We start from the raw sequence: 13,724 nt of genomic DNA on the forward strand, positions 1-13,724 counted from the left end.
TAATTGTTTAATTTATATTTAATAATATTGATTGTTAATACCAGAGATATTTAATATTTAGATCAATTTAAAAGAATAATTACACATATACACAATTAATGTATATCTATGATATAGAATTACAATTATATTGTGTAGCGAATAAGTTATTATAATTTATTATTTTTTTTACGTATAAGCCTAGCTGGTTTACCAGCAACCGTAGAACAAGGCGGAACCGAATGTAATACGACAGAACCTGCTCCAATTTTAGCGCCACGTCCAATTTCAATATTACCTAACACAATAGAACCTGCTCCAATCATTACTTCTTGTCTAATTTTAGGATGTCGATCACCATTGGTCTTACCGGTTCCTCCTAAAGTCACAGATTGCATGATGGATACATTATTTTCTACGATTGACGTTTCTCCTATTACTACTCCAGTTGCATGATCTATCATAACACCATATCCAATACTAACGGCAGGATGAATATCTACATTAAAAATAGTTGCAACATGGTTATAAAAATACATAGCTAATTCCTGGCGATTATTGCACCACAACCAATGAGAAATACGATGCATTTGCAGCGCATGAAATCCTTTTAAATATAAAAAAGGAGTAGAATATTTAGTTACAGATGGATCATTAGAACGAATAGCATAAATATCTCGAGCAGCAAAAGTAACTATTTCATCATCAGAATTATATACCTCTTCTAATATTTTAGTTATATCGACAATAGACATATCTGTATTAACAAATTTTTTAGATAACATAGAAATCAATGCATGTTTGAAATTTTTATGTTTTAATAAAGTTGTGTATATGAAATTAGTTAATATAGGTTCAGAATCAATCAATAATCTCGCTTCAATCTTAATATTGCTCCAAACTATTTCTAATACATCTAAAGACATAAATTTGCCTTATTGTTGTATAATAATTGAATGATAATCAAAATTCATTACTAGTTATATTAGTTGTCAAAAATATTTTCTTTTTTTTGTATACGATCTAACAAAGAATAAGCGGCATCATGCACATTCTTATTACAATGTAGTATCTGATACACTTGTTCAGTAATCGGCATTTCTATTTTATATTTAATTGATAACATGTATACTTCTTCTATATTACATAATCCCTCTATTATTTGTCCAATATCCTTTTGAGCACGGCATACGCTTAAACCTTGTCCTAATAAAATTCCAAACCGACGATTACGTGATTGATTATCAGTACAAGTCAACACTAAATCACCCAATCCAGCCAATCCCATAAAAACATCTGGAGCTGCGCCAACAGCTACCCCAAGCCGAGACATTTCTGCTAAACCACGCGTAATTAATGCTGTTCGAGCGTTTGAACCAAATCCTATCCCATCAGAAATACCTGTGCTAATGGCAATTATATTTTTTACTGCTCCAGCTATTTGAATTCCAATAGTATCTGTATTGCTATATATTCTAAAATATTTATCACAATGCAATATATCTTGCAAATCATCATTCAATTCATCATCAGTAGAAGCTAATGTTATCGCAGTAGGCAAACCCATAGCAAGTTCCTTAGCAAAAGTCGGACCAGATATAATCGCAACAGGTATATCACATCCTAATACATCGTATACCACATCCTGCAGTAAACGACCAGTTTTTGGTTCTAAGCCTTTAGAAGCTATAATAATACGAGTATTATGTTTTAAATTCGGTTTGATTTGGATTAGAACACTATTAAAGACATTACTTGGAACAGCAATTAATAAATTGCGACATGTAGCTAAAACTACTGATAAGGATTCTTCTAAATATAACGATAATGGAAAACAAACGTCTGGAAGATAAACCTGATTACATCTATTAATTTTAAGTTCTTTAATATGAGACGGATTATACCCCCACAATAATACCGAGCGACCATTTCTAGACAACGCAACAGCTAAAGCCGTTCCATAAGACCCAGCTCCAATCACAGCTATAGTAGGATAAATAATAGACACAATAATTTAAAAAATAATTATTTCAGTATGATATTAATTTTCAATTTTGTTATTGTATTTATTTCTAATATTCCACTCACAAAACACCAATGCTGACCGGATCTAAGTTAATTTTCAAAAGCGTGTCTCAAAACACTTAATAATTTCATGTACCCACTCATATACAAACATCACTAATCAATATATGCACGAAAACGATATACCATTTATATTCTATTAATGTCTAAAACATCAAAATTTCAATACGTCTTACTTTACACAAAAAATACCGCACCGTTCTCTAACAACTTACAGCAATAAAATAATAAAAATATTACTCCTGCATACATGATAGTACAATTGTTTACAGTATTGCTATTTAAATTTAGTTTAACTTTATTTGGATTCCAAGTTATTTTTAAAAAATTCTAAAAACATTTCAAGTTTCAAATGAAACATCTTCAATTATAATATTGTCGTACACAAACAAACACAAAATAACACATTACTATTACTCTCTTATATAAATACACTTTATTTTATATCTACATGTAAAATAACATGTCTGTTTATTTCATCATTTGATTCTTTAAAATTAGATCCAATTTTCCTTGACTATCTAAAAAAATTAAATCATCTGAACCTCCAATATGTTCGTTATTTATGAAAATCTGAGGAACCGTCGTTTTACCACTAGAACGTCGTTGCATCTCTATATATAAATCATTAGACAATTTATCATTATCTATAGAAATTTCTTTGAAATCCAATAATTTTTTCGTTAACAACGCTTTAGCTCGATTACAATAAGGACAATTTTTTTTTGTATAAATCTCAATATAAGCCATGTTCTCGTTCTCATTATCCTAATAATTATTTATTTTTTTAATAACAAAGGTAAACTGTCAGACTTCCAACCAACTATACCCCCATGCAAAACATATATCTCTTCAAATTTTAATTTATGCAAATATCTTTTAATTGAATGAGCCAAAATATTATTATCATGTGCTATAATTAATGGTTGTTTTTTAAATTTTTTTAACTTTAAAATGTTACCATTTTTAATATCTTCTACTGATATATGGATAGAATTCGATATATGCCCTGCATAATAATCATCTGTACTACGAATATCGATTACTATTGCATTCTTTCTATTCATCAACAAAATCGCTTTATTGCATAATATTTCAGAAGATCGAAATAACCAACTACTTACTGCTGAGTATAACACAATAATCAGTAAAAATATCCATATAGAACTTAATATAATATGATTTTGTAAAAATATTACTATTTCCTGTATATACACGGTATATTAGCCTCTATAAAATTAATACATATGTAAAAGAAGATATATTTCTATAATTTATTCCTAATCATGTAACATGACAGCCATACATATACTATTATGTATATCTATGGCTTTAAATAAAGTTGACAACTCTTTGAATTATTTACAATAAAAATACCACATACTGTCCAACTATATATTGCTTATTATAAAAGAAATACAACAAATACTTATATATATTTGCTACAATATATAATATATTGCCTGATAATACTAAAACACATTAAAATTTTTCACATTATAGTAAATGAAAAAATTTATAAAATTATAATGTGTTCATTTACACATCATTAATAAATAACTACCATTATTACATTTTTATATTGATTTATTCAAATGGAGTATAATAACGAACTATTATTAAATCGATGCTTCATCTGAAGCAATATCATAAAAATTAATTTAATAAGAATAATTATTGAAATAATACTTTATAAACAAATTATATGTTTACAAAACAAATCACACCTCAGTTTCAAATATTAGCATATTATATAAAAATAATTATTATAATATTAAAAAATAATTGAAGTTATTATATTAATTGTTATTTAACACATGTTTAACTTATGCGGGTAATGTATGATTATTGTAACTGGTGGAGCCGGATTTATAGGTTGTAATATAATTAAAGCGTTAAATAAAATTAAATATAAAAATATCTTAGTAGTAGATAATCTGAAAAATGGAAAAAAATATAAAAATTTAGTAAACTTGAATATCTCAGATTATATAGATAAAAATTGCTTCATTAAACATATACATACTACTACCATTCATTCTTATATTAAAAATATAGATGCAGTCTTCCATGAAGGAGCTTGTTCTTCCACTACAGAATGGGATGGAAAATATATGATGGAGAATAACTATCAATATTCTAAAGATCTTTTATGTTTTTGTATTAAAAACAACATTCCTTTCATATACGCTTCTTCTGCATCAGTATATGGTAAAGACACCAGTGTTTTTCTCAAAACTCAATCACATGAACATCCTATAAATATATATAGTTATTCTAAATTTTTGTTTGATCAATATGTACGTAGTATATTACCAAAAGTTACATCTCAAATTTGTGGATTAAGATATTTTAATGTTTATGGACCTTGCGAAGCACACAAAGGTAACATGTCAAGTATTATATTTCAATTGTACAAACAAATTAAAAACAAAAAAAATCCAAAATTATTTATTGGTAGTAAATATTTAAAACGAGATTTTATATATATTGAAGATATCGTGGATATAAATATTTGGGCTTGGAAAAATAATATATCTGGTATTTTTGATTGTGGAACTGGCAAGTCAGAATCATTCGAATCAGTCGCTAATACTGTATTACAATTTTGCAATAAAAATATGACTATTAAGTATATTTCTATACCAAAAAAATTATATAACAATTATCAAATATTTACTCAAGCAAATATTTCTCAATTAAGAAAAGCAGGTTATCACAATCAATTTATTAATATTCACAAAGGTATATATCAATATTTAAATTGGTTATCACATAACGATGTGGATTATTATCATATAAAATAAAGCATAATGATGTTTATTATGAAAAAAATATTAGTCATTGGGCCATCATGGATTGGAGATACAGTAATGTCACACAGCATGTATCAACTACTTACTAACAAATATTATTACAATATAAAAATTGATGTGATTACTCCAATATGGTGTAAAGATATATTTTATCATATGCCTGAAATCAATAAAATATTAACTATTCCTTACAAACATGGTGTTTTAGAGTTGTCAAAATGTTATCGTCTTGGAAAATTATTAAAAAATGAGAAATACCAACAAGCGATAATATTACCTAATTCATTTAAGTCTGCTCTAATACCATTTTTTGCAGATATTCCAATTCGGACTGGATGGCGTGGAGAAATGCGATATGGAGTGCTAAATGATTTGAGAATACTTAATAAAAGATCCTTTCCATCAATGGTGCAACGTTATGCCGCATTGGCATATGATCATAATATTATAAAAAATTTCCGTGATCTACCCTATCCGTTACCATGGCCTCAATTAAGTGTAAATAAAAAAGAAATTATAAACATATTATATAAATTTCATTTGAATTACCATAGAAAAAAAATATTAATTGGATTATGCCCTGGCTCAGAATTTGGATTATCTAAAAATTGGCCACATTATCATTATATAACGTTAGCTACTCAATTAATTTACTGTGGGTATCATGTAGTAATATTAGGATCATCCAAAGATCAAATAATTAATAAATTTATTGAACTTAGTATTCTCAAAAATTTAAAGAAACATTGTCACAATCTTATAGGAAAAACATCGTTAGGAGAAGCCGTTACGATTATAGCAGCGTGTAAAGCGATAGTTAGTAATGATTCTGGCTTAATGCATATAGCTTGCGCATTACAACGTCCCGTAGTAGGGTTATATGGACCCACTGATCCCATATTTACTCCGCCTTTGTATTTTAAATCTGTTATAATACGCCACATTCAGAAATATAATAAAACACAAAAAAATAGCAATTGTTACGAGTATCATGATAGTTTAATAGACATTAGACCAGAACAAGTTTTAAAAGTATTGAAAACATTATTAAATTAATTAACTATAATCTAATCAAAAAATTATGAAAGCTTTAATTATAAAAGTTTCTTCTATGGGAGATATCATACATACTTTGCCTGCATTAACTGATGCATTTAATGCTATACCTAATATATCATTTGATTGGATTATAGAGGAAACTTTTTCTGAAATTCCTAAATGGCATCCAGCAATACATAAAATCATCCCTATAACTCTCAGGTCATGGAAAAAAAAATGGTATAAAATTTCTTCATGGATTCAATATCATAAACATATTAAACAATTGCAAAAAAAAAAATACGATACAATTATTGATGCGCAAGGTTTATTACACACATCTCTATTAATCACACGATTTGCACGTGGCACAAAACACGGTATGGATTATAAAAGCGCACGAGAACCCATCAGTTCCTGGTGCTATCATCGACAACATTACATAAACAAAAACCAACACGCTGTCGAACGCATTCGTCAACTTTTTTCTCTTAGTTTAAAATATCCCATACCGATTTGCATGGGAAAATATAATATTGATAAATTATTTCCACTTAAAAACCACAATACTCCTTATTTAATATTTTTTCATTCTACTACCAGAAAATCAAAACATTGGCCAGAATTTAATTGGAGTGTTATTATACACTATGCAGTGAAATCGGGTTATCATATAAAACTACCCTTTTGGACAAAAAACGAAGAATTACGCGTTAGTCGATTAGTTGCTTTATGTCATCGTTACTGTAATCAAATAACAATCCTACCAAAATTAACATTACGAGATATTGCAATACATATATCTGAATCAATTGCAATAATATCTGTTGACACTGGGCTTAGTCATTTAGCTGCAGCGCTTAATTGCCCTAATTTAACATTATATGGCCCAACTAATCCTAGTCTAATTGGAACATACGGACAAAATCAAATAACCTTACGTGCTTCAACGAAGAAAATGGAACATCTAACTCCTATTCAAGTTTGGAAAACATTTCAAAAAACTTTACATCTAAAATAGATATGACATTTTATAATCTATCCATTAAATTATTTTAATAATAACATTACTAAATTATTTCAGACTTGCTTTAATCTGAAAACAATAGTCTCTACTATATTATAATTTTATTTTTTTTATATACTTTAAAACAAGTTTAATCATTTTATCCATAAACAATCGATATTTAGAAAATATATTATTCACGATAGATACCACCATTGTGTTTATTTAAAAATTAACATCATTTAAAATATGAATAAATTAACGATAATTATTAAACCATGATTTGTGAAATTAAAAATACTACTTTTCAACAATAATCACTAAAATACCCTAAATATTTAAAATATTATCAATTTTTTTTAAACTATAATAAATAAATATTAATAATATTCTAAAATATCAAAATTATATACACCGCTAATTATACATATTTCTCATTAAATTATTCAATGCCATACAATTAAAACTAAAAATTTTATTCAATAGATGAATTTTTCAATTTTTTAAATAAAAAATATTTTTTATTCATTTTAACAAATTTAGTAAATTTGACTATTTAACCAACATAAAGTACTAAAAAATAAAAATATACCACATTATTATTGTGAATAATATGTTATACATAACAACAAATAAATATATTTTTCAAAAAAATTAATTTAAATTAAATTACGTTATATGATCAAACCAGATTATTTCAATAATACTCAAAATGAGTATTACATTATGTAGATAATGTAATTTTAACCGTAATAAGATCTACCAAAATTCTTAAAAAAAATAATTGTTATATATTATACATTACATAATATTATAATTTATTACTAATGCTATTATTTATGCTTTTAAACAAATGAAATTATAATCTACTCATCCTAACGAAATAAACTTATTTAAAAATATAAATATAAAAAAATAACGCTATTCTCACATTATATCTTTAAACTCATGAGTTATTCATGAGCATTATCAAAAACACGTATATAATATACAAACAATGTACTATTACTACTATTACAATAGTAGTAATAAATAAAATATATCATACATCAAAAATTGATCACTATGATACTATTGTTAAACGATATGATTTCAATTATAATCATTACAAAATAACAACACAACATCACCTAAAATTGTACTACACCTATTTTGAAAAAATTGAAAATTTATTTTTCATTTTAAAAAAAATAGATTTTGAATACACAAACACTCACATAAATACAAAAATAGAAAATTAAAACAATAAAAAGTATATTCAACACTATTTCTATTTACATTACGTGTATAAAAAATTATAAAAAATTATTTAGATTCATAAATTTCATCACATCTATGTTCATTATTTGCTAATTATTAAAATTAAAAAATCAAACATATCACTGACATATAGTGATAATCTTTACTACAATAAAAAAAGAAAAAATTATAACTATATGCTAAGTAACTTCTGTTTAAATCCAAACAGTATTTTTGCTTTAAAATACAATCAATCATATAATAAATACATTTTTTAAATGAAATATTATTTCATCATCAATTTATATAAAACAATCAAATTAGTATATTAATTATGAATATAATAACTTGTTCTTTCGAGAGATAATATGTTTACATTATATATCACAATATATAGTATAATTATATATATTGCTCAACCTATAATATGGATCCGATCATTATGGCGTAGCAGGAGATTACCATCTTATCGTAAAAATTGGTTAGAACGCTATGGATTTTTTCATAAACCTATTAAATCTAACGGAATTATGTTGCATGCTGTATCTCTTGGAGAAACATTAGCAGCCATCCCTTTGATACGAGCTTTACAGCAACGCTATCCTAACATAACTATTACATTAACTTCTATGACTCCCACTGGGGTAGAGTTAGCACAATCTCAATTCCATCACAACGATACGTATTGTGGTTACTTACCATATGATTTACCTGGATCTATGAAACGATTTATTAATCAAGTCAAACCCAAATTAGTTATTGTTATGGAAAAAGAGTTATGGCCAAATCTTATTAATATATTACATAAACGCAACATTCCTTTCATTATAGCTAATGCTAGACTATCATTTAACTCTTTTCTTAAATACAAAAAAATTAATCATTTTATTTCATTACTTATGCAACGTGTTACCTTCATTGCCGCTCAAAATACAGAAGACGCTTCCCGATTTCTTAAGTTAGGATTAAAAAAAAACAAATTATTTATTACTGGCAATCTGAAATTTGATATCGAAATAACTCAAAACCTATTAAACAAAATATCATTTTTAAAAAAAACTTGGATAAAAAATAGACAAGTATGGATAGCTAGCAGTACTCATGCAGGAGAAGAAATATTATTATTACAAGCACATAAACACCTTTTAACTATATTTCCTGATTTACTAATGATTCTAACTCCACGTCATCCAGAACGTTTTATCAACGTTAAAAACATTACCGAACAAACCGGATTTACCTATATTATGAGAAGTTCTAGGACCACTCCATCTAAAAAAACACAAGTCATTATTAATGATACCATAGGAGAGTTAATGTTGTTATACGGTATTTCAGATATAGCATTTATTGGAGGTAGTTTAGTAAAACATGGAGGACATAACCCATTAGAACCAGCAGCACATTCAATTCCACTAATTATGGGACCATATACTTTTAATTTCCATGATATTTGCATCAAATTACGCAAATCAAATGGATTAATTACAGTAACTAATACTGAATCTTTAGTAAAAGCTATTTATATGTTATTAAGAAATAAAGAATGTCGTTTAAATTATGGTTATCGAGCTATGAAAGTACTAAAACATAATCAAGGATCACTACCACGATTATTATATTTGTTAGATAATTATTTATCAATCAAAAAATAATTGAATTCTATTAATAAATTATTGTATTTTCAATACACTACTTATACTATATGAAATTAAAAAATTATTAACCATGCTATCTATAATAACTATGTATAAAACTTATATTTATACCAAAAAAATTAGTGATACATTTATAAATTTATTCAACATAATAACTAATTTTAATAATTTAAATCTCTAAAATTTTTTATACATATTTAGTATAGATATGTAGTTATTCAAATAACTATTATTTGGTTCAATTTTTTATAATAAAATTCAAAACTATTATAATTTTAATAACTGTAATATTTATAAAATCCTAATATAAAATAATTTATATAAACACAAAATTGAATTTTAATATAACTAAAATATTATAAACAAATGAGTATATTAATTTCAAAATTAAATGATTATGGTATAATATAAAGTATGTAATATATATATTTCTAATCTAAAAAATATTTTAATAATAATCAAATACGAGTTTTATATAACTAAAACCTATTTATTTAAACATAATTTTAAAATCAGCGCATAATGTAGTACCATCATACATTCTGTATTTCTAACTATTACAAAAAACAATTCATAACATATTATGATCACTCAGGCTATGTATCCAGGTACTTTTGACCCACTAACTCGCGGACATCTGGATTTAATTATTAGAGCTAATAAAATTTTTGATAAACTACTTGTAGCAGTAGCTGAAAATCCAAAAAAAAATCCATTGTTCAGCCTCAAAGAACGTGTAATACTTGCAAAACAAGCAACCGCAACATTAACTAATGTAACAGTATTTGGATTTAATGATCTAACTGTAAACATTATGAAAAAAAAAAAATCAACATTCTAATCCGCGGACTTAGAACCACATCAGACTTTGAATATGAATTACAACTCTCAAAAATAAACAACCTATTCCTTCCAGAAATAGAGACTGTATTTATGATGTCTACAGATGCATGGTCCTGTCTTTCTTCTAAATTAATAAAAGAGATTGCTCAATACGGAGGAACATTAGATCATTTTTTACCTAATTTTATTGCTGAAAAAGTTATAGAAAAATTGAACAAAAAAAATAAATAGAGAATAATTTATTGGAAATAACACAAAAACAATTACAATATAAGATCATCGTTAGAAAAAAATAAAATACTAATCAATTAATTTAAGTACCTCTACCCTCTATATACAGTACATGTTTCCGTTCAATAGGATCAAACTTTCTTAATTTCATCTTTTCAGGATTATTACGTTTGTTTTTTGTAGTACTATAAAAATGTCCATTATTAGCAGAGGAAAACAAACGTACAGTTTCTCGTGTTTCTTTAGCCATACTATTATTAATTCCTTTTGAATATTATTTATTTCTTTAAGTATAAATTAGACAAAAAATATTCAATACCCAATTTATCAATTAACCTTATACCTTTAGCAGATATTCTCAATTTAATAAAACGTTTCTTATTTGCAATCCAAAAACGATGATAATGAAGATTAGGAGCAAACCAACGTTTAGTTGCATTCATTGCGTGAGAGCGCTTATTTCCATGCATAGGGCGTTTTCCAGTAATTCGACACACACGTGTCATATTTTTAACCCCTTGTTGTAAACAATAAACATTTTTTAATTAAAATAAAAAACAACCTTTTATTTATGTTGACTCATAAATCTCGTAATTATTAACATTATAACACTCTAATTACATACCAAAACATTAGTATATGATATCATCAATTATTGCATATCTTCGTTAAAATATGCAAACTATACACAATTAATAGTCATATATAATACAGAATTTGTGCATTGTATACAATACTATTGCAAGTTTTACAATAAATTTTATTTAATAAAATAATTAATTTTTTTATACTAACAAAAACTATCAATTTTTATGATATAACACATAAAATTAAATAATTGTTAAAATCATGTGAATATAATATGACGGGTTTAATAAATAAAAATATCATATTAGGAGTAAGCGGTGGTATTGCTGCATATAAAACTATAGATCTTATTCGATATTTAAAAGAACGAGGTGCAAAAATCAAAGTAATTATGACTAAATCCGCAAAAAAATTCATTACTCCTTTAAGTTTGCAAACAATATCATGTCATCCAGTATTAGATAATTTTTTCGACTCTAAAATAGAAACAGCGATACCTCATATCAAATTAGCTAAATGGGCTGATTTGGTTTTACTTGCCCCAGCTACAGCCAACTTATTAGCTAAATTATCTGTAGGATTAGCTAATGATTTGTTATGTAGTTTATGTCTAGCTACAACAGCCCCTATAGCTGTTGCACCTTCAATGAATCAACAAATGTATAAAGCCATTGCAACACAAACAAATTTAAATATTCTACAAAAAAGAGGCATATTAATATGGGGCCCAGATTATGGGCATCAAGCTTGTAATGATGTTGGATACGGACGTATGACAGACCCTAAAGTTTTAGCTGAATGTGTAGATCATTATTTTTCTAACGATCATTCTTTAGATCATCTTAATATCATGATCACTGCCGGACCTACTCATGAAGCTTTAGACCCTATTCGTTTTTTTACTAATTACAGCTCAGGAAAAATGGGATTTGCTATTGCACAAGCTGCTGCAGATAAAGGCGCAAAAGTTACATTAATAACAGGACCAGTACATCTACATACTCCTACTAAAGTACGACGCATCAATGTTATTTCAGCGCTAGACATGAAAAAAGCAGTTATGCAAAACATCAAAAACCAACAAATTTTTATCGGTTGCGCAGCAGTATCAGATTATCGTATTTGTCGTTCTTCTATTCAAAAAATAAAGAAAAATAAAAATATATTAAAAATAACCATGATTAGGAATCCTGATATTGTATCAGAAGTAGGATCATTAACAACACAACGTCCCTATGTTGTTGGATTTGCTGCTGAAACTAATAATATAAAACAATATGCTCAAGATAAACGCATTAAAAAACGTTTAGATTTAATTTGTGCTAATCATATCTCTCGTGTAAATCAAGGATTCAATAGTGATAATAATGAATTATATTTATTTTGGAACAAAGGTAGCGTTATATTACCTTTAAGGAAAAAAAAATTATTGGCACAACAACTTATTAATGAAATTATCAATCGTTACAATGAAAACAATTAATATTAAAATTATTGATAATCGTTTTTATGATTCTTTTTGTTTTCCGACATACGCAACATCAGGATCAGCCGGATTAGATTTACCGGCTTGTTTAAATGATCCTGTTATTATTTATCCTGGAGAGACTCATATTATTTCTATTGGTATTGCAGTCCATATTTCTGATCCAAAAATAACAGGGATAATCTTACCACGTTCAGGTTTAGGGCATAAATATGGAATAGTTTTAGGTAATCTAGTGGGACTTATTGATTCAGATTATCAAGGAGAATTAATGGTATCTTTATGGAATCGTGGAACAAAAAAATACGTTGTATACCCCGGGAAAAGAATAGCACAACTAGTTTTTATACCAATCATTCAAGTTAAATTTTCTGTAGTTACATCTTTTATCCCTAGTACACGTGGATCCAAAGGATTTGGGCATTCAAAATAAGCATTACAAATTTAAATAACGTTACCATTATTACGAAAAACAAAGATAAATAATTTATTTTGAATTATGATTTATTTCAACTAAAATAGAAAATAAATTATGCTATTTTTAAAGATCAATCGTTACTGCTATAGAAAAAGAACATCAAATTAAATTTATGATAATAATCTAATAATATTATTATAAAATACATAAAATATTTATTATAAATTTTATATGAATTATCGTTTAATGATATATCTTCAATTAATTAATAAGTAAAATTTTACCAAATTACATATTGAAATTTTTTATTCAATACATTTAAATATTTTTTGTCTTT

Annotated in this window: 12 protein-coding genes and 1 pseudogene; 7 read left to right on the forward strand and 6 right to left on the reverse strand. The window is 26.3% G+C overall.

Going from position 1 to position 13,724, the window contains the following annotated elements; translation table 11 throughout:
* Nucleotides 1-149: 149 nt before the first annotated feature.
* From cysE to Bsayi582_RS03120, 4 genes are all read right to left on the reverse strand, one after another.
* Nucleotides 150-905: a serine O-acetyltransferase gene (gene cysE / locus Bsayi582_RS03105; RefSeq protein ID WP_500815748.1), complete on the reverse strand. Its 756-nt coding sequence runs from the start codon at nucleotides 903-905 to the stop codon at nucleotides 150-152.
* Between the two features lie 59 nt (nucleotides 906-964).
* Nucleotides 965-1,987 (reverse strand): NAD(P)H-dependent glycerol-3-phosphate dehydrogenase, encoded by a 1,023-nt coding sequence (gene gpsA, locus Bsayi582_RS03110; protein ID WP_500815749.1) that lies wholly within the window; start codon nucleotides 1,985-1,987, stop codon nucleotides 965-967.
* A 548-nt stretch (nucleotides 1,988-2,535) separates the two neighbouring features.
* Entirely contained in the window at nucleotides 2,536-2,814 is a 279-nt protein-coding gene (grxC, locus tag Bsayi582_RS03115; RefSeq protein WP_500815750.1) for a glutaredoxin 3, read from the reverse strand.
* Between the two features lie 29 nt (nucleotides 2,815-2,843).
* Nucleotides 2,844-3,203 carry a rhodanese-like domain-containing protein gene (locus Bsayi582_RS03120; protein WP_500815751.1) on the reverse strand — a complete coding sequence of 120 codons (360 nt, stop codon included), beginning with the start codon at nucleotides 3,201-3,203 and terminating at the stop codon, nucleotides 2,844-2,846.
* Nucleotides 3,204-3,905: 702 nt separating this feature from the next.
* Here Bsayi582_RS03120 and rfaD point away from each other — a divergent pair.
* The 5 genes and pseudogenes from rfaD (at nucleotide 3,906) to coaD (ending at nucleotide 10,895) form a co-directional block, all read left to right on the forward strand.
* Nucleotides 3,906-4,871: an ADP-glyceromanno-heptose 6-epimerase gene (gene rfaD, locus Bsayi582_RS03125; protein WP_500815752.1), complete on the forward strand. Its 966-nt coding sequence runs from the start codon at nucleotides 3,906-3,908 to the stop codon at nucleotides 4,869-4,871.
* 18 nt (nucleotides 4,872-4,889) lie between these two features.
* The gene (gene waaF, locus Bsayi582_RS03130) at nucleotides 4,890-5,936 is read left to right on the forward strand and encodes a lipopolysaccharide heptosyltransferase II (protein ID WP_500815753.1); all 1,047 of its coding nucleotides are present in this window, start codon (nucleotides 4,890-4,892) and stop codon (nucleotides 5,934-5,936) included.
* A gap of 25 nt (nucleotides 5,937-5,961) precedes the next feature.
* Nucleotides 5,962-6,939: a lipopolysaccharide heptosyltransferase I gene (gene waaC, locus Bsayi582_RS03135; RefSeq protein ID WP_500815754.1), complete on the forward strand. Its 978-nt coding sequence runs from the start codon at nucleotides 5,962-5,964 to the stop codon at nucleotides 6,937-6,939.
* A 1,592-nt stretch (nucleotides 6,940-8,531) separates the two neighbouring features.
* Complete coding sequence (waaA, locus tag Bsayi582_RS03140; protein ID WP_500815755.1) at nucleotides 8,532-9,818, forward strand: lipid IV(A) 3-deoxy-D-manno-octulosonic acid transferase; 1,287 nt, start codon at nucleotides 8,532-8,534, stop codon at nucleotides 9,816-9,818.
* Nucleotides 9,819-10,404: 586 nt separating this feature from the next.
* Nucleotides 10,405-10,895, forward strand: a pseudogene (gene coaD, locus Bsayi582_RS03145) (pantetheine-phosphate adenylyltransferase).
* 82 nt (nucleotides 10,896-10,977) lie between these two features.
* On the opposite strand, the gene rpmG reads toward coaD, so the two are convergent.
* Together rpmG and rpmB are read right to left on the reverse strand one after the other, a co-directional pair.
* Nucleotides 10,978-11,145 carry a 50S ribosomal protein L33 gene (gene rpmG, locus Bsayi582_RS03150; protein ID WP_500815756.1) on the reverse strand — a complete coding sequence of 56 codons (168 nt, stop codon included), beginning with the start codon at nucleotides 11,143-11,145 and terminating at the stop codon, nucleotides 10,978-10,980.
* A gap of 28 nt (nucleotides 11,146-11,173) precedes the next feature.
* On the reverse strand, nucleotides 11,174-11,401 hold the full coding sequence (rpmB, locus tag Bsayi582_RS03155) for a 50S ribosomal protein L28 (RefSeq protein ID WP_500815757.1): 228 nt from the start codon (nucleotides 11,399-11,401) through the stop codon (nucleotides 11,174-11,176).
* A gap of 356 nt (nucleotides 11,402-11,757) precedes the next feature.
* Between rpmB and coaBC the strand changes: the two genes are divergently transcribed.
* Both coaBC and dut read left to right on the forward strand, forming a co-directional pair.
* On the forward strand, nucleotides 11,758-12,966 hold the full coding sequence (gene coaBC / locus Bsayi582_RS03160) for a bifunctional phosphopantothenoylcysteine decarboxylase/phosphopantothenate--cysteine ligase CoaBC (RefSeq protein ID WP_500815758.1): 1,209 nt from the start codon (nucleotides 11,758-11,760) through the stop codon (nucleotides 12,964-12,966).
* Nucleotides 12,953-13,402 carry a dUTP diphosphatase gene (gene dut / locus Bsayi582_RS03165; RefSeq protein WP_500815759.1) on the forward strand — a complete coding sequence of 150 codons (450 nt, stop codon included), beginning with the start codon at nucleotides 12,953-12,955 and terminating at the stop codon, nucleotides 13,400-13,402. The genes coaBC and dut overlap by 14 nt, the downstream gene beginning before the upstream one ends.
* Nucleotides 13,403-13,724 lie beyond the last annotated feature (322 nt).

It is taken from the genome of Candidatus Blochmannia sayi (nom. nud.) (assembly GCF_059935855.1).